The organism is Chryseobacterium sp. JV274, assembly GCF_903969135.1.
In the GTDB taxonomy this organism is placed as follows: Bacteria; Bacteroidota; Bacteroidia; order Flavobacteriales; family Weeksellaceae; genus Chryseobacterium.
In genome coordinates this window covers 889944-905922 of the sequence record NZ_LR824569.1, presented here as the reverse complement: position 1 = coordinate 905922, position 15979 = coordinate 889944, and the positions used below count along the sequence as shown (strand labels likewise).

Genomic DNA, 15979 nt, shown 5'->3' with positions numbered 1-15979 from the left:
CAGATGAGATTCTTCATTATATTTTATATCATTCAGAATGACAGTTTGAGACAGCATTTTTAATTTTTTACTCTACAACAATACTTTCAATCCCTTTTTGCAGCGCCGTATCCTGAATAACCGGAACAGAAAGACCTTCTGCACGAACAACAGAAATATCAGTCATTCCCATAAATCCAAGAGTTTGCTTTAAGTAAGGAACTACAAAATCGTAGGCCTGTCTTTCTCCTTCTGAATATACTCCGCCACTTGAAAAAGCAAGGTATACTTTCTTATTCTTTACCAGACCTTCGGGACCATTTTCACTGTAGCTGAACGTCTTTCCTGCTCTCGCAATGTGATCAAGCCATGATTTAAGAGTGGATGTGATACTGAAATTGTATAGTGGAGCTTCAATGATGATGATGTCTGCTTCATGAAGTTCATCAATTACTGTATCAGAAAGCTTTACCGTTTCCAACTGCTCAGAAGTACGGTTTTCGGCCGGAGTGAAAAATGCATTGATATGGCTTTCTTCTAAATGAGGAAAAAGCGGGTTGGCCAGATCACGTTTTTTAAAAACACTGTCAGGATATTTTGCCGTGATTTTTTCTACAACAGCATTTCCCAGTTTTTTACTGATGGAAGACTCGCTTCTTGGGCTAGAGATAATATGAAGTACTCGTTTCATTTTTATTTTTTTTTAAAATTGATGTTTCAAAATTATCTATATTTACTAATAAAAATATAGTAGTTACCAAAAGGTTAGTAATAACATTTAGGTTAGTAACCAGATAAAACAGAGACAATGGAAGAAGAAAAAATAGTGTATTCAAGGCCGCAATGCAGTACGCATCTGGCTGCTACTGAGGATGCTTTATATGTTTTGGGGGGCAGGTGGACCATTAGAGTAATGATTGCTATTTTAGGCGGACATACCCGCTTCAATGAATTACAGCGAACCATCAATGGAATCTCGGCAAGAGTCTTGTCCAGCGAATTGAAAAAGCTGGAAGTGAATCATTTAGTTGAAAGAACTGTTCTTACCGATCAGAAACCGGTGTTGGTAGAATATGTTCCTACAGAATACAGTGAGTCCCTGAAAGATGTGATTGCTGCTCTGGCAGACTGGGGTACAAAACATAAAAAGAAAATTACAGCATAATAAAAAAGAGTAGTGTTGATGTCAAAAATCATTTTTTCTTTGGTATTTGATCAGTTGCAACATTGCTTATACTTTAAGTATTTTTACTCAAATTAATAATGGCAAGATGATTATATATGAAGACTTATTATTTTCCCGGGGAGCCATTCTGGAAAAATATGATGCGGCAGATATTATTTTTAAAGAAGGAACTGTAGCTAAATATTATTTCCAGATCAGGTATGGTACTGTGAAACTGAATACTTTTTTAGAAGACGGAAAAGAATTTGTTCATGGATTCCCTTTTGATGGACACTGCATTGGTGAAAGCTATTTATTTACAGATCATTATTATGCAATCAATGCTATTGCCATTACTGAGTGTGAGATTATTAAGATTTCCAAAGCAAAATTTCTGCAGATACTGTTGGAAAAACCGGATTTAATGCTGGAGATTAATAAATATATGGCTGCCAGAATGCATTTCAGATTTATGATTTCCAGCTTTCTTGCTATTTCAGATCCTATTGTGAAGCTTACAAAGCTTTTTGATCATATTAAAAATTATTTCGGATTCGAAGAAACCTATTCCTTTCTGATTCCTTATACCAGACAGCAAATAGCTACCTTAACCGGTCTTCGGGTAGAAACGGTGATCAGGTATGTCAAGAAAATGCAGGAACAGGAACTTGTTAAAATTGAAAGTACTAAAATTTATTATTAGCTTTTACGCATTCATTTTTAAAAACCTTATTATTTTAAAATAAGTACGGGCTGATGGGTGTTCTGGTAGATTCCCTCAGAAATACTTCTGCTTGCCAGATAATACAGAAAGCTATGCTGACCTGGCAAAGCTATAATAAGATCCGCTTCATTAGAGGCTGCAAAGGACAGAATTCCCTTAATAACATTTTCATCATGAGAATAATGAATACTGCTTGGAATCTCCGTTAAACGTTCACGAATATACTCTTCCAGCTCTCTTTTTTTGTCCTCATCCTCTTTCTCATTGGTATTGATATTCAAAAACATCAGACGTACATCCTGTTTGTGGATAACAGATTTGTGATGAAACAATCTTTCTAATCTTTTAATTCCCTTTATATCACAAGGAATAAATATATTTTTGATAGGAGTGTAGTGATAGCTGTTGGGAACAATTAAGGTCTTCACAGGACTCGTTCTTGCAATGCTGATAATATTCTCGGAAACAAAGCTCTCAGTAGAAGAAGTCTGGTCGTCACTTCCCAGGATAATCAGCTCTACAGAAGGCTGGTTTTTTAAAAGTTCATTGATGCTTCTGGTAAGAGCCCAGTCGCTTAATATCCTGGAAACTTTAATTTCAGGTGACTTTTCTGTAATAATACTGCTTAACTGATCAAATAGTGATTCTGTCCTTTGCAGTAAATTATTGACATTTTCTTCATTCACAAATGAATGTCCTTCTGCAATATGCAGATAATCAAACTCAGATTCTCCTGCTGTTTTGAGTAAGATAATGTTTTGATATTCGTAGGTTTTTGCCCAATCTGCGGCAACTCTTACTGCATTTTCCGTAGTTGATGTAAAATCAACGGGTACAAGGATTGTTCTCATATTGTATTATGTTTTGGTCCTGATTCTTCCAGGTTTGCTGTCATTTTTTTTACAAGAAGCAGCGCTTTGTAAATCTCTTCCGTATCAATATCTCCAGCCGCTTTTTTGTAAAGATCCAATGCCCACGGATAAACGGTTTCTATAATCTGTTGACCTTTCGGAGTCAAAAAGACCTGTTTATTTCTTCTGTCATTTTTATCAGCAATCCGCTCAACAAGATCACGTTTTACAAGGCTGTTGATGAGATAAGTAATGCTTGATTTGTCTTTGCTTACTTTATTTCCTATTTCCTGCTGGTTGATACCATTATTACGTGAAAGCAGGCCCAGAATTTCAATAAGTTCAAAAGAAAGATCCGGATCATATTCATTAATCGTGGTCTGAATCTTCTGTCGAAGCCGGCTTTTCATTTCACTCATTGCCAGGCCAAGCTCCAGAGCCAGTTCTGATATATTGTTTTGTTTTTCAGGCATGTTGTATAATAATGATATGGCAAGGTAAGAGGTGGTCTGAAAGAATTTCATCACTGCTTACCCTAACAAATATACGAAAAATTAGTTTTAATTAAAACTAATTGAAAATAAAGTATTCTACAGCAAGAGATAAGAAATAGGAAAACAGGCGCGCAGGAACAAATTTTGTAGTCTGATAACTTAGAAGTTTTTAAAAACAAGAATAATGTCTGTAATTGCGTTAAAAAGAGTATATGAAATTCCATCTCCAAACGATGACTATCGTGTATTGGTAGACCGTTTGTGGCCAAGAGGACTTTCTAAAGAAAATGCCGATCTCAATGAGTGGGAGAAAGATCTGGCACCATCAACAGAGTTAAGACTATGGTTTCATCATTCAGTTGAATTATGGACAAAATTTTCGGAAAAATATAGGAAAGAACTCCATGAAGCTGATCTTGGCAAAGACTTTCTGAAACGCCATAAAGATCAGGAAAAAATTACACTTCTGTATGCCGCAAAAGATGAAGAACATTGCCATGCAATTATATTAAAAGAATATCTGGAAAGTATAAAATAGAAGTAAAAAAGCAGAGATTAAATCCCTGCTTTTTCTTTTTTTACGGCTTTATTCATGATAATGATGATTCCGAAAAGGAAACATGCGATGATCAGATAACGCCAGGAAAGGTCTTTTTGTTCATTAACAGTTCCACTTACCGAAATGATAAAACTCGTTATTGAAGTGATTACATATACCAATCCACCCATCAATCCGCCAGCTGTTCCTGCATTTTTAGGAAAGTAAAGCATACTTGTCGTAAAAAAGGAGGTAAATAAAATTCCGGAACAGATGTGAATAAAAAAGGCAAAAGGAATCATAATGAAAAGGCTTTCTGCAAAATAGCTCGTGATAATCAGCCCTGCAATCAGGATAAGCTGAAGCAGGATAGGCTGTAGTATTCTTGGTTTGAAATCAAGGGTCAGTCTACGCTTCCCGATAAAACCTCCAATCATCCATGAGAACCCCAGGATTAATGTACAGTATCCGATAACTACGGGTGTAAAATGGAAGGTATTTTCAATAATAAACGGTCCGGTAATATTAAATAACATAACAATAGAGTAGCTCAATCCCAAAATGAAAATTCCCAGCATGAAAATCCTGTTTTTAAGCATCATTTTGTAAAGACTGATATTCTCCGAAAGATCCAGTTTCTTTTTCTGAGGAAGGCTTTCTTCACTAAAGAACCACTCAAACAAGAACAAAAATCCGGCATAGGCAGCCAGAAAATAAAAGTTAGCATGCCAGTTAAAAATTTTCTCAAGATAACCTCCGAGGAACGGAGCCAGAATAGGACCGCATGACCAGACAATCGTAAAGTAACTCAAATAATGTTTTACCCTCTCTGCATCATAAATATCTACAAAAATAGCACGCGTTGCCACAACAAGAACCGAAACTGCCGCACCCTGAAGAATACGAAGCAGACAGATCAGTAAAATACTGTTGGTCATCGTAATTAAAATACTCGTCAGGATCAATAAGAACAATGCAATCAATTTCGGACGGTAACGGCCGATACTGTCCAGAATTCCTCCTACAAACAATTGAGAAATTCCGTAGCTCAGCAGATATGAGGTCAGAGTGATCTGGATATCTTTTTCTGAAACCATCATTTCTTTGGCCATAGAAGGGAACGATGGTAAATATATATCCGTGACAAACCCCGAAAGCGGTATAGACACGAAAGCCATAATGGTAATTAATCTGATTCTTTTTTCAGATGCTTCTCTCAACATGTTCATTCATTTTTTACTATGCAAAAATAAGTCAAGAAATATGAAAGTGAATTTTAAAAGACAAAGTAAAAATTACAAAAATCAAATATTAGGATAAATTCTTAAATTTTAATGGTGAAGTCCGGGCATGTTTTTTAAAAAAGTTATTAAAATGAGCAGGCTGATCAAAACCTAATGTATAGCCAATTTGAGCGATATCCCAATTGGTATACTTCAGCAGGTTTTTAGACTCTTCAAACATCTTTTCTTTAATAATCTGTGTTGTAGTAAGATGAGTTACAGATTTCACCGAGGAATTCAGATGATTGACATGCACATTAAGATGATCAGCGAAGTCCGAAGGAGTTTTTAACGCAAGCGGATAAGCAGGGGAGTCCAAAGGAAACTGCTTGTTGAGGAGTTCATCAAATAATCTGTATAAACGCACGTTTGCAGGAAGTTCATTAGGATTGATGTCTTCCATGCGGTTTTCCAATGCCAAATGCATAACAGAAGCCAGGTTGCTTTTGATACTGCTGCAACGGAAAGGATAGGCCGAATTATTCATTTTGTAAATCTGATCAAAATAGAGGGTGGCCAGCTGGGTCTGCTCTTCGGTCAGAAAAACTACCGGCTTGCTCCATTCTTTGAACATTGAAGTCTTTTTGAACAGATTAAATTCTGAATTTCCATTAAAAAATTCTTGATTGAACAGACAGAAATACCCTTCTTGGAGATCGCTGTCACACTCCCAGGAGTAGGGAATGCTTGGAGAAGGAAAGAATAGTGCCGGACGGTCAATATACAGCTGATGGGTGCCATAATGAATGGTTCCTTTTCCAATGATAAAGCTGATTTTATAATAATCACGGCGGTTGTAAGGACTCTTAAAACTGCAGTACTTCCGCATCGAAATGTTGAAGTGGGATTTACCCATTTCAAAATCCTCAGAATCAAACATCTTGATCTGGTTCTTACGGATACGTTTGTAATAATCCTCTATGGTTTCCAGCTGATCACTCATAAGTAAAAAATTATAAAAATCAAAGATAGGCAAACTATTACTCATTTAAAATTATTTTAAGTGAGATAATAAAAATAAGAATAATAGCCTTCCTCAATATCATCAATATAAAAAAGATCTATTGATGATGAGATATACGTAAGCGCTATAAAATATACGCAAAATCTGTAAAATCAGTGGTTAAAAAAGATTGTACTAGCCTTTATTAATCTCCAGTTCCAAAATATGTGATGGAAGCTGAAATGGACCAGCTTTCGAACTGATAGTAGGTACAAACCCAGACTCTTTTAAAAATTCCGAAAGCGGATTATGATCAAGCATATTAATCCAAAGGATATCTGTGAAGCTCACAGCTGATCTGCATTTTTTCCAAAGTGACTGCCTTGTTTCAGGAAAATCAAACGCTGAAAGAATCACAAAACTGATTTCTGTTGCTCTTTTGCCATCCGGTATGCCAGGATGCAGAGAACCACTTTTTATAATGCTGTATCCGACAGGTTTTTGATCTGCATACGTCATGATCAGCTGATTGGAAAGATCATTCAGGTCGTTGATCATCTTTCTCGGATCTATTTCATTGTGAATATATTTTTTAATGTTTTCCTCACTTACAAAGTCTTTATGCAGTGTATAAACGGAAGAATCAATAATGGTTATAAGATCAGAAATTCCCTCTTCAGAACCTACTGTAAATTTTGAAATGATATCCATGGGATCTTTTTTATTCAAAATTATAAGATTAATCTGTTCAAAAAGGATACAGTTCGCTAAAATATCATCGGTACAGAAATGTATTTTTGTAAATTTGTTCAGTACAGTTGATGTGTTATGGCGAAATCTTATAAGTACGAAATTTTTACAGCAGTCATTGAGAAGCAAATCCACAGTGGGATTTTGCAGGAAAAAGACAGGCTTCCTTCTGTTCGGGAAATTAAAGAAAAATATAAGCTTAGTACAAGCTCTGTACAAAGTGGTTTTGAATACCTTATGATTAAAGGTTTAATCAGGAGCTATCCAAGGTCAGGATATTTTGTTGCAGAAATTCAGGAAGAGAATATTCCGGAAATCAGAACAAAACTGCCTGTTGTAGTAAGAGATGCAGAATTTATGAAAAGTATGATGCTGACTTCCAAAAGGACCTCGGAATCCAGTTCTTTCAACACAGCTGTTCCCGGAGATTTGCTGATTCCGCAGAAACTCATCCTCAGAACGATGCAGGAAGTGATTCGTGAAAAAGGAGCATCGTTGCTCAGGTATTACCCGTCAAATGGCCTGGAAACATTAAGGAAACAGATTGCAAAACAAATGGGAACTTACGGCAGTACTTTAAATCCTGATGAAATAATCATTACAGACGGTGCACTACAGGCACTCACAATCGCTTTGAAATCGGTCACCAAAGCTGGAGATGTGGTCGCTGTTGACAGTCCGTGTCTGTTTTCCGTACTGGAAGTAATTGCTCATCTGGAACTGAAAGTGATAGAGATTCCCATACACTACAGAAGCGGTTTTGATACGGAATATTTTAGAACAGTCTGTCAGGAAAATAACATCCGCGCTCTTGTTATAACTCCGAATTTTCATAATCCAACAGGAATGATGATGGATGACGAAACAAAAAAAGAAATTCTTGGTATTGCAAAAACTCATCAGTTGTGTATCATTGAAAATGATATGTATTCCGATCTTTATTTCGATGAACAAAGACCCCACTCTATAAAAAGCTTGGATAAAAACGGAAGCGTGATGACCTATTCATCATTTTCAAAAACATTGGCACCGGGAATACGTTTAGGCTGGCTTTATGCTGGAAATTTTTATGCAAAATCCGAAAGAGTCAGGTTTACATTAGGGCGGACGGTTTCACCCATTTATCAGGAACTGGTTTTAAAACTGCTGCAAGGAAGCAGTTATGAAAGACATTTGCGTTCATTCCGGAAAAAGCTCAACCAGCAGGCTATTCAGGTGTTGGATGCTTTAAGAAATTCCTTCCCCGAAGGTTCTTATTTTCACAGACCTCAGGGCGGATACACTATTTGGGGGCGGCTTCCGGAGAACACAGATATGGAAAAGTTCTATGAATACTGTGAAAAGCACCAGATTTTATTTACTCCCGGGAACACTTTTTCTTTTACAGATAAATATCAATTTCATTTCCGGATTGTTTTTGCAGAGCGGATTACTTCTGAAAGTATTATTTTATTACAGAAAGCAGGTGAAAAGGCTCGGGAATTGTTTCTTGCAACATAAGAACTTTATTCAAAGTAAAAGATCTAAAAATGAAGATTTAGAAACCCAAATAATGAAAAAATAAGCGAAATAAAATTCCTTTCAGAAGTCCTCAGATAAGGGTTGTAATCGTGTTCTATGATCGTTTTCAGGTGTTAAACCATCCAAAAATGCACTTTTATAGAGGTGGAAGTGAATATTTTAGCCATTTAGCTTAAACTTTTTTCACTCCAGCTAGGCTGGAATCGCCATAAAACCTATATTTGCAGCCTAAATTTTTAAATAAATGAAAGAACTAATTGAAAAAATCAACGCAGAATTTGAAGCGTTCACAACTGAGGCAAACCAACAAGCAGAAAAAGGTAACAAAGCAGCTGGTACAAGAGCTCGTAAAGCAGCTTTAGAACTAAGCAAACTGTTCAAAGACTTCAGAAAAGTTTCTGTAGAAGAAGCTAAAAAATAATTTACTTTTAGCCGGCTTTTGAAGCCGGCTTTTTTTATCCCCTCAATACAATACGTTTTGAATTTGAAATAGGGTTAAAACTCCCAGTTTATGAGGTTTTGCTGTTATTCAATATTCACCATTAAATATTTTAAGCATAACTCTTGCTTTCCTTACACTTCTGAATATATATATTTACGCGACTAACTAATTTTAATCCAAACATCATTAAAGCTGTCATATTGATAGTTTTTTATAAATTATAATTTTCAGTGGATTTTTGTTATTATTTTCATGTGAAAATATAGATAATATCATTAGAAAACCTCTTTTTTAGGCTTATTTTTTCATCATCTCCCTAATTTCCTTTATCTTTAAACCAATCAATATATATTATGAGGATAAATAGATTTTTTGCAGTGCCTGCAGTAGTGCTGGCTGCCCAGTTTTCCTGGGCTCAGGTAAAGGTGGACCCAAAAGAAAGGCTAAACCCTATCGTAAAAAGTTTTGTAGATGAAGTAAATAATAATTCCCAGCTGGAAAACCTGGCATCTGAACTGCTTGACGGGATCGGACCGCGTCTTGTAGGAACTCCCGAAATGCTGGCAGCAAATGAGTGGAGTGCCAATAAGCTTCGTTCATGGGGAGTAGATGCCAATCTTCAGCAGTTTGGAACATGGAAAGGATGGCAGAGAGGTACTACTCATGTTGATATGACATATCCGCGTGTAAAATCTCTGGCTGCTACACAGCTTGCATGGAGCCCGGCTACTAAAAAAGCAATTGAGGCAGAAGTTATTATTCTTCCAAAAGTATCTTCCAAAGCAGAATTTGAGCAATGGCTTCCTTCTGCAAAAGGAAAAATAGTACTGATGGCACAATACCAGAAAATCGGACGTTCTGATGAGCAGATCAAAGAATTTGCTACACCGGAATTGTATGAAAAACTTAAAGCAGAGAAAGAACAGGTGGCTAAAGATTTTACTGCTTATGTGAAGAATATCGGATATGACAATAACAGCCTTCCAGAAGCGTTGGAGAAAGCAGGGGCGGCAGGAATTGCTATTTCAAACTGGACAGGAATCATGGGGGCTAACAGAATTTTTGGTGCCAAAACATCCAAAATTCCAATGATTGATATTGATGTGGAAGATTACGGAATGCTTTACAGGATGGCAGAAAAGGGCACTCAGCCTAAAATAAAAATTGATGCCCAGTCTAAAATACTTCCTGAAGCCAAAAGCTTTAATACAATCGGAATGATCAAAGGAAAAGAAAAACCTGATGAATACATTATTCTTTCTGCTCACCTTGATTCGTGGGATGGAGCTCAGGGCGCTACAGATAATGGAACAGGAACAATCACCATGCTGGAAACCATGAGAATTCTGAAAAAATATTATCCTAATAACAAGAGAACTATCGTCATCGGACTTTGGGGAAGCGAAGAGCAGGGATTAAACGGTTCAAGAGGTTTTGTGGCGGATAATCCTCAGATTATTAAAGGAGTGCAGGCTGCGTTTAATCAGGATAACGGGACCGGACGTGTTGTCAATATCAGCGGTCAGGGGTTTGTAAAAGCTTATGACTATGTAGGAAGATGGCTGGATGGGGTTCCAAAAGCGGTAAGAAATCATATTAAAACGGATTTTCCTGGAATGCCTGGTGGAGGAGGTTCTGATCATGCTTCATTTGTAGCAGCAGGAGTTCCCGGTATTTCCTTGGGCTCTCTGAACTGGGGTTACTTCGGGTACACCTGGCATACAACGAAAGATACGTATGACAAAATTGTTTTCGATGAGGTGAAAAATAATGTGATTTTAACTGCAGCATTAGCTTATATGGCTTCCGAAGATCCTGAATTCAGCAACAGGGAAAAGAGGGTAATGCCTCAGGATGATAAAGGGGAAACGGTAAAATGGCCGGAAGTAAAAGAGCCTAGAAGAAGTTCTAAGGATTATAAATAAAAATTTTCTACTATATAAAAAGTAAAGGCTGCCTCAATGGGCAGCCTTTTTAATTGTATGAAATTTCATTATTTTGTACTATCGGAAATATGGGGTATTAAGTCCGAAAACGTAAGAATTGATGGTTCATAAAGTGAATCAGTCAGCTTTCCGAATCCGTATTTGCAGAAAATAAACGGTAATCCATTTGTCAGTGCGGAATCATAATCAGTTTGGGTATCACCAATATATATGGAATCTTCAAGGGTTAAATGATTTCTTTCCATGAGGAGCTGTATATTTTCAGATTTTGGTTTTTGCGTCCGTCCATGAGATTCAAAATCAACGAATAGATTATTGAACTGATAATAGTCTAAAAATGATTCAATATAGCCGTTCTGGCAGTTGCTTACGATAAACAGAGAGTGGGTGTTAGCCAGGTTTCTCAAAGTATTTTCTACGCCCTCATATAAAATTCCTCCTTGTATGTGCAGTATTTCATTTTCTTTGGCAACAATTTCAGAGAGAAGCTCCTGAGCTTGCAGATCTGAAATGCCCGGAATAATATCTTTTACAATATCATGAGCCAATAATCCCATATATTGATCCATATCTTCAGGTTTAAGTTCTCTTTGGATCAATTGATGCCTGCCTAAAACTTCATTCCATATTTTAATGATTGTCGCTCTGGAATCCCATAATGTTCCGTCAAGATCGAAAATTAAATTCTTTGTGTTCAAAATAAATATTTTGTGGTTTATACTTTAATTTACAGCCGAAAATTACAAAATCATGCTCAGCTGCACTCTTTTTCTCGCCTCATCTACTTCTGTTACCTTTACACGTACATGCTGGTGAAGTTTTACTACTTCATTGACATCCGATACAAAGCCGTCTTTCAACTGGGAAATATGAACCAATCCGCTTTCTTTTATTCCAAGATCCACAAAACATCCAAAAGCCGTAATATTATTGACAATTCCGGGGAGAATCATGCCTGTTTTTAAGTCTTTAATGCTTTTAACTGTAGGATCAAACTCAAATACTTTGGCAGCTTTTCTTGGATCCAGACCCGGCTTTTCAAGCTCTTTTAAAATATCCTTGATTCCTAAGATCCCGATTTCTCCTGTGATATAGCTTTCCGGTTTTACCAGAGCTATTTTTTCTTTATTGGCAATCAGCTCATCAGTTTTAATGCCTAAGTCTTTGGCTATTTTTTCTACAATCCCATAAGCTTCAGGATGTACAGCGGAATTATCCAGTGGGTTTTTGGCATTCGCAATTCTTACAAATGCGGCTGCTTGCTGGAAGGCTTTTTCTCCAAGTCTAGGAACTTTTTTAAGCTGTTTTCTGTCTTCAAATGCTCCGTTTTCAGCACGATAATTGACAATGTTTTCAGCCATTTTTTCTCCAATTCCGGAAACATAGCTTAAAAGCGATTTACTTGCTGTATTTAAATTAATTCCCACAGAATTTACACATTTCATCACTGTAGAATCCAGTTCATTTTTCAGTTGAGTCTGATCTACATCGTGTTGGTATTGTCCAACCCCAATAGATTTGGCATCAATCTTTACCAATTCAGCCAGCGGATCAGAAAGTCTTCTTCCGATGGAAACGGCTCCACGCACTGTTACATCATATGTTGGAAACTCTTCCCTTGCAATTTTACTGGCAGAATACACTGATGCTCCGGCTTCTGAAACTACAAAAACCTGCAACGGCTTATCGAAAGCAATCTTTTTAATGAAAAATTCTGTTTCCCGGCTTGCCGTTCCGTTACCAATGGAGATCGCTTCAATATTATAAGCATTCACCATAGAACGGATCTTTTTCATAGCCATCCCGCTTTCATTCTGTGGAGCGTGAGGGTAAAGAGTTTCATTGTGCAGTAAGTCTCCTTTTTCATCCAGGCACACTACTTTGCATCCGCTTCGGTATCCCGGATCTATTGCCAGAATTCTTTTCTCCCCCAAAGGAGGAGCCAGTAGAAGTTGGCTTAAGTTTTCAGAGAAAATCTCAATCGCTTTTTTATCTGCTTTTTCTTTGGCTTCCTGTAGAGCTTCATTGGAGATAGCAGGTTCCAGAAGTCTTTTATAGCTGTCTTTTATCGCTATAGCAATTTGTTCTGAACTTTCATTATTGGATTTGATAATAGCTTTCTCAATAAAATCGATGGCTTCTTCCTTATCTATCCCTACATTCGTTTTTACAAAACCTTCAGCTTCTGCTCTTAACATCGCCAGAAGTCTGTGAGAAGGTGTTCTGCTGAGACTTTCTTCCCATTCGAAATATTGGGAGAATTTTTGGGCGTCTTCCTCCTCTTTTTTAGCTTTTACAACTTTGGAGGTAACAACCGCCTTACGCTGAAAGAGTCTGCGGAGATTCTTGCGGACATACATATTTTCGTTGATCCATTCTGCCATGATGTCTCTTGCCCCCTGAAGCGCTTCTTCTTCAGAGGAAACTTCATCATTCAGATATTTTGAAGCCAGAAACTGAATGTCATTATTTTTCTGACTCATAATGATCCTTGCCAAAGGTTCCAATCCTTTTTCCTTGGCGGTATCAGCTTTTGTTTTTTTACGTTTTTTGAAAGGCAGATAAAGGTCTTCCAGCTCCTGAATATCAAAGCTGTCTTCAATTCTCTGTTGAAGCTCAGGGGCTAAAGCATTCTGCTCTTCTATAGATTTTAAGATAGACTCTTTTCTCTTGACAATGTCTTCAAACTGCTTACTGATCTTTGAGATCTGTTCGATCTGTATTTCATCAAGATTTCCGGTTTTGTCTTTTCGGTAACGCGAAATAAAAGGAATAGTGCAGTCTTCTGCTAATAATTGTAAAGTATTGTTGATGCTCTTCTCAGAAATATTGAGCTGTTTTTGTATAAATTCTACGGTCGTCATTGTTCTGTTTTCGGATAGCTAAAATAGCGTTTTGGAATGAGAAAAAAATAAAATACAGCTATAAAAAAGCCTGATTACAACAAAATGCAATCAGGCTGTAATAAAAAACTTAAAATTAATTAAGGCAGTACTTCATTATAATAAAGCGGAGTATCATTGTTTTTATCATATCCTATTATAATAACTTTATACTTCTTTGCATCATCATTGTTGTAAAACTGTACTTATAAACAATGAAGATTATATAAAGATTTAAGTTTAGACAAATCGTTGGTGTAAGTTTATGGTTTCCTGTATTAAATAAATTAAAAATCTATCTTCGGCCTTTATGAATGTAATCTTAAGTGATTGAAAATTAATTTTTAAATTTCTATTTACTGTGGTTTTGTATTTAAATATTTTACTTAGTTTATGTTTTTATAATATCAAAACTAATAACATGAAAAAAATATTTACATTATTCATTTGCTGTTCTTTTTTAGCGTCTTGTTATCAAAGAGAGCCTGAAGAGCCTAAAATATGCAAGTGTAAGGTACAGGAGTATGAACGGATTGTTGTATTAAAAAATGAACATGATGGCAGTTATACAGATTATTCCGATACAGGATGGATTGCTAAAGGTGATCTTCAGGAAGACAATGCTGAAGATTGCTTTAGAAATGAAACGGTAAAGAATCAGGAATTCTTTAGCAGCTATGACTCACAATACAGAAGAGAGGTGTCTCGTAAATGGGTTTACAATTGCAAATAATATATAATTTTGTATTTCTTGATGTATGATAAGGTGCCTCCGAATAGGTTTTTCTATTTTTGTACCCGAAAACAACAAAATTTCAATAAACTTTTTTAAAACAGTTCAATATGAAAAAAATTAGCGTAATTGCATTAGTAGGAGTAGGATTGCTTTTGGCATCATGTAATAAAGGAAAAACTGCAGATACTGCTGCTACAGCTCAGGAACAAACCGTAGCAGAGAGCAAAGGTGAAACACTTGCAGTAGATACAGTAGGTTCAGTAGTAAACTGGAAAGCTTTCCATAAAGGAGGTATGGCACCTCGTTGGGGAACACTTACTGTAAAATCTGGAGATATCAGTGTTGACGGAGGTCAGGTTTCTGCAGGAAACTTCGTAATCGATATGAACTCTATTAAGGTAGATCCGGCTTCAGTAACAGAAAAAGATAAAAAACCTGCAGACCTTGAAACTCACTTGAAAACTCCTGATTTCTTTGATACAGCGAAAAACCCTACCTCAGATTTCAAAATTACAAGTGTTGTAGATTTGAAAGAAGCACCGAAAGATGCAGTAGCAGGAGCTAATAAGACAGTAAGCGGAAACCTTACATTATCAGGAAAGACATTGAATGTTACTTTCCCTGCTAAAGTAGATGTAGCAGAAAATTCAGCGGCTATTCAGGCTAAATTTACTGTAAACAGAGCTGATTGGGGACTTAAGTTTGGTACTTCAGAAGCAGATCCGGCAGAATGGATGATCAGCAAAGATATCGAAATTGCTATCGATGTAAAAGCTAAAAAATAAGTTATTTAAACTTTAATAACTAATGAGCTGTCTTGATTAAGGCAGCTCTTTTTATTTTTAAAACCATTCTTTACCCTTTTTAAAAAGAAATCAGTTCAAAATTTTTGAATTCTGAATTCTCACACAATATTCACTCCCTAGATACAGAGGATTACCATGTTTTTCAGACCAGAAACCATCCAGTATATCCTTACTTAGACAGCGGTATACAGCAACTCCTTTATAGATGCTATGATCGTCTCCTTCATAATTGAAGTTGATGACTAAAATATGGTCTTTGTAAAATCCTGTACCATTTTGCAGATGATCACCAATAACCCATTGAGCAATAATACGGTTGTTTTCATCTATGGATAAGGTTAATATACCATGATAAGAAGCCTGCGAAGCCTCTTCCTGGTTACTTCCTTCAATAGCATAGCTTCCCGCCAGATCGTGTACTGTCATTAATTTGTTTTTTTAACGGAGGGCAAATTTAAATAATCTTATTCTGTATCTTGATTTAAATTCCGGGATTTTCCTATATATAAATTAAACTTTATTTTTGTTTTAAATTAATTTTAAAATGATTCCTTTTCTATTCATAGCTAATCTTATTACATTTGGTGTCTTCGGTTTTGATAAATGGCAAGCCAAAAAACAGCAATGGAGAATTTCAGAAAATATGCTTTTAGGAATATCTCTTATAGGTGTTGTAGGAGCAGCCTCTGGAATGATTATTTTCAATCATAAAGTTTCCAAAAAATCATTTCTTGTGAAATTTTTTATTGTGGTTTTAATTGACCTGGTACTTTTTTACAGATTGATAAGATATTGATATAAAGTAAGCTATGCTGTTTTTTTTAATGTTAAATATTGTAATAAATAATTGTTGTTACGTTTTTTTTAATAATTTTATCAGGCTAATAACAAATAAATAAAACAACATGAGAAATCTTAG

18 protein-coding genes are annotated in these 15979 nt (G+C 36.1%); 9 read left to right on the top strand and 9 right to left on the bottom strand.

The annotated features are described in order from the left end of the window. Nucleotides 1-67 precede the first annotated feature (67 nt). A complete protein-coding gene (locus tag CHRYMOREF3P_RS04260) occupies nucleotides 68-670 on the bottom strand; it encodes an FMN-dependent NADH-azoreductase (protein ID WP_180563935.1) in 603 nt (200 codons plus the stop codon). 117 nt (nucleotides 671-787) lie between these two features. Between CHRYMOREF3P_RS04260 and CHRYMOREF3P_RS04255 the strand changes: the two genes are divergently transcribed. After that, complete coding sequence (locus CHRYMOREF3P_RS04255) at nucleotides 788-1144, top strand: winged helix-turn-helix transcriptional regulator (RefSeq protein WP_077416692.1); 357 nt, start codon at nucleotides 788-790, stop codon at nucleotides 1142-1144. A 106-nt stretch (nucleotides 1145-1250) separates the two neighbouring features. Next, a complete protein-coding gene (locus CHRYMOREF3P_RS04250) occupies nucleotides 1251-1847 on the top strand; it encodes a Crp/Fnr family transcriptional regulator (RefSeq protein WP_077416694.1) in 597 nt (198 codons plus the stop codon). Nucleotides 1848-1876: 29 nt separating this feature from the next. Here the strand turns inward: CHRYMOREF3P_RS04250 and CHRYMOREF3P_RS04245 are convergent, their stop codons facing one another. Then, a complete protein-coding gene (locus CHRYMOREF3P_RS04245; RefSeq protein ID WP_077416696.1) occupies nucleotides 1877-2719 on the bottom strand; it encodes a universal stress protein in 843 nt (280 codons plus the stop codon). Continuing rightward, nucleotides 2716-3243, bottom strand: coding sequence for a MarR family winged helix-turn-helix transcriptional regulator (locus CHRYMOREF3P_RS04240; RefSeq protein WP_228408871.1), 528 nt, complete (start codon nucleotides 3241-3243; stop codon nucleotides 2716-2718). The genes CHRYMOREF3P_RS04245 and CHRYMOREF3P_RS04240 overlap by 4 nt, the downstream gene beginning before the upstream one ends. 154 nt (nucleotides 3244-3397) lie before the next feature. Between CHRYMOREF3P_RS04240 and CHRYMOREF3P_RS04235 the strand changes: the two genes are divergently transcribed. Next, nucleotides 3398-3751: a DUF488 domain-containing protein gene (locus CHRYMOREF3P_RS04235; RefSeq protein ID WP_180563934.1), complete on the top strand. Its 354-nt coding sequence runs from the start codon at nucleotides 3398-3400 to the stop codon at nucleotides 3749-3751. A 17-nt stretch (nucleotides 3752-3768) separates the two neighbouring features. Here the strand turns inward: CHRYMOREF3P_RS04235 and CHRYMOREF3P_RS04230 are convergent, their stop codons facing one another. The 3 genes from CHRYMOREF3P_RS04230 to CHRYMOREF3P_RS04220 all read right to left on the bottom strand — a co-directional run bounded on the left by CHRYMOREF3P_RS04230 (nucleotide 3769) and on the right by CHRYMOREF3P_RS04220 (nucleotide 6688). Beyond that, nucleotides 3769-4974 (bottom strand): MFS transporter, encoded by a 1206-nt coding sequence (locus CHRYMOREF3P_RS04230; protein WP_077416700.1) that lies wholly within the window; start codon nucleotides 4972-4974, stop codon nucleotides 3769-3771. Nucleotides 4975-5062: 88 nt separating this feature from the next. Continuing rightward, on the bottom strand, nucleotides 5063-5977 hold the full coding sequence (locus CHRYMOREF3P_RS04225) for a helix-turn-helix domain-containing protein (protein WP_180565749.1): 915 nt from the start codon (nucleotides 5975-5977) through the stop codon (nucleotides 5063-5065). A gap of 195 nt (nucleotides 5978-6172) precedes the next feature. Next, nucleotides 6173-6688, bottom strand: coding sequence for a hypothetical protein (locus tag CHRYMOREF3P_RS04220; protein ID WP_180563933.1), 516 nt, complete (start codon nucleotides 6686-6688; stop codon nucleotides 6173-6175). 117 nt (nucleotides 6689-6805) lie between these two features. Here CHRYMOREF3P_RS04220 and CHRYMOREF3P_RS04215 point away from each other — a divergent pair, with 117 nt between their 5' ends. The 3 genes from CHRYMOREF3P_RS04215 (at nucleotide 6806) to CHRYMOREF3P_RS04205 (ending at nucleotide 10615) form a co-directional block, all read left to right on the top strand. Then, nucleotides 6806-8227: a PLP-dependent aminotransferase family protein gene (locus tag CHRYMOREF3P_RS04215; protein WP_180563932.1), complete on the top strand. Its 1422-nt coding sequence runs from the start codon at nucleotides 6806-6808 to the stop codon at nucleotides 8225-8227. A 265-nt stretch (nucleotides 8228-8492) separates the two neighbouring features. Beyond that, a complete protein-coding gene (locus CHRYMOREF3P_RS04210; RefSeq protein WP_047377485.1) occupies nucleotides 8493-8669 on the top strand; it encodes a histone H1 in 177 nt (58 codons plus the stop codon). Nucleotides 8670-9043: 374 nt separating this feature from the next. Beyond that, nucleotides 9044-10615 (top strand): M20/M25/M40 family metallo-hydrolase, encoded by a 1572-nt coding sequence (locus CHRYMOREF3P_RS04205; protein ID WP_180563931.1) that lies wholly within the window; start codon nucleotides 9044-9046, stop codon nucleotides 10613-10615. A gap of 68 nt (nucleotides 10616-10683) precedes the next feature. Here CHRYMOREF3P_RS04205 and CHRYMOREF3P_RS04200 read toward each other — a convergent pair whose 3' ends face one another. After that, nucleotides 10684-11334: an HAD family hydrolase gene (locus CHRYMOREF3P_RS04200; RefSeq protein ID WP_180563930.1), complete on the bottom strand. Its 651-nt coding sequence runs from the start codon at nucleotides 11332-11334 to the stop codon at nucleotides 10684-10686. Between the two features lie 42 nt (nucleotides 11335-11376). Next, nucleotides 11377-13500 (bottom strand): Tex family protein, encoded by a 2124-nt coding sequence (locus CHRYMOREF3P_RS04195; protein WP_180563929.1) that lies wholly within the window; start codon nucleotides 13498-13500, stop codon nucleotides 11377-11379. Nucleotides 13501-13939: 439 nt separating this feature from the next. Here CHRYMOREF3P_RS04195 and CHRYMOREF3P_RS04190 point away from each other — a divergent pair, with 439 nt between their 5' ends. Then, nucleotides 13940-14251: a hypothetical protein gene (locus CHRYMOREF3P_RS04190; RefSeq protein WP_180563928.1), complete on the top strand. Its 312-nt coding sequence runs from the start codon at nucleotides 13940-13942 to the stop codon at nucleotides 14249-14251. Between the two features lie 110 nt (nucleotides 14252-14361). Further along, nucleotides 14362-15039 carry a YceI family protein gene (locus CHRYMOREF3P_RS04185; protein ID WP_180563927.1) on the top strand — a complete coding sequence of 226 codons (678 nt, stop codon included), beginning with the start codon at nucleotides 14362-14364 and terminating at the stop codon, nucleotides 15037-15039. 90 nt (nucleotides 15040-15129) lie between these two features. Here CHRYMOREF3P_RS04185 and CHRYMOREF3P_RS04180 read toward each other — a convergent pair whose 3' ends face one another. Further along, nucleotides 15130-15486 carry a hypothetical protein gene (locus tag CHRYMOREF3P_RS04180; protein ID WP_180563926.1) on the bottom strand — a complete coding sequence of 119 codons (357 nt, stop codon included), beginning with the start codon at nucleotides 15484-15486 and terminating at the stop codon, nucleotides 15130-15132. A gap of 118 nt (nucleotides 15487-15604) precedes the next feature. Here CHRYMOREF3P_RS04180 and CHRYMOREF3P_RS04175 point away from each other — a divergent pair, with 118 nt between their 5' ends. After that, complete coding sequence (locus CHRYMOREF3P_RS04175) at nucleotides 15605-15856, top strand: DUF1294 domain-containing protein (protein ID WP_077416719.1); 252 nt, start codon at nucleotides 15605-15607, stop codon at nucleotides 15854-15856. Nucleotides 15857-15979 lie beyond the last annotated feature (123 nt).

Bases quoted from the DNA above. Each gene is read 5' to 3' on its own strand.
- CHRYMOREF3P_RS04260 (WP_180563935.1), bottom strand. From the start codon at position 670: ATGAAACGAGTACTTCATATTATCTCTAGCCCAAGAAGCGAGTCTTCC.
- CHRYMOREF3P_RS04255 (WP_077416692.1), top strand. From the start codon at position 788: ATGGAAGAAGAAAAAATAGTGTATTCAAGGCCGCAATGCAGTACGCAT.
- CHRYMOREF3P_RS04250 (WP_077416694.1), top strand. From the start codon at position 1,251: ATGATTATATATGAAGACTTATTATTTTCCCGGGGAGCCATTCTGGAA.
- CHRYMOREF3P_RS04245 (WP_077416696.1), bottom strand. From the start codon at position 2,719: ATGAGAACAATCCTTGTACCCGTTGATTTTACATCAACTACGGAAAAT.
- CHRYMOREF3P_RS04240 (WP_228408871.1), bottom strand. From the start codon at position 3,243: ATGAAATTCTTTCAGACCACCTCTTACCTTGCCATATCATTATTATAC.
- CHRYMOREF3P_RS04235 (WP_180563934.1), top strand. From the start codon at position 3,398: ATGTCTGTAATTGCGTTAAAAAGAGTATATGAAATTCCATCTCCAAAC.
- CHRYMOREF3P_RS04230 (WP_077416700.1), bottom strand. From the start codon at position 4,974: ATGTTGAGAGAAGCATCTGAAAAAAGAATCAGATTAATTACCATTATG.
- CHRYMOREF3P_RS04225 (WP_180565749.1), bottom strand. From the start codon at position 5,977: ATGAGTGATCAGCTGGAAACCATAGAGGATTATTACAAACGTATCCGT.
- CHRYMOREF3P_RS04220 (WP_180563933.1), bottom strand. From the start codon at position 6,688: ATGGATATCATTTCAAAATTTACAGTAGGTTCTGAAGAGGGAATTTCT.
- CHRYMOREF3P_RS04215 (WP_180563932.1), top strand. From the start codon at position 6,806: ATGGCGAAATCTTATAAGTACGAAATTTTTACAGCAGTCATTGAGAAG.
- CHRYMOREF3P_RS04210 (WP_047377485.1), top strand. From the start codon at position 8,493: ATGAAAGAACTAATTGAAAAAATCAACGCAGAATTTGAAGCGTTCACA.
- CHRYMOREF3P_RS04205 (WP_180563931.1), top strand. From the start codon at position 9,044: ATGAGGATAAATAGATTTTTTGCAGTGCCTGCAGTAGTGCTGGCTGCC.
- CHRYMOREF3P_RS04195 (WP_180563929.1), bottom strand. From the start codon at position 13,500: ATGACGACCGTAGAATTTATACAAAAACAGCTCAATATTTCTGAGAAG.
- CHRYMOREF3P_RS04190 (WP_180563928.1), top strand. From the start codon at position 13,940: ATGAAAAAAATATTTACATTATTCATTTGCTGTTCTTTTTTAGCGTCT.
- CHRYMOREF3P_RS04185 (WP_180563927.1), top strand. From the start codon at position 14,362: ATGAAAAAAATTAGCGTAATTGCATTAGTAGGAGTAGGATTGCTTTTG.
- CHRYMOREF3P_RS04180 (WP_180563926.1), bottom strand. From the start codon at position 15,486: ATGACAGTACACGATCTGGCGGGAAGCTATGCTATTGAAGGAAGTAAC.
- CHRYMOREF3P_RS04175 (WP_077416719.1), top strand. From the start codon at position 15,605: ATGATTCCTTTTCTATTCATAGCTAATCTTATTACATTTGGTGTCTTC.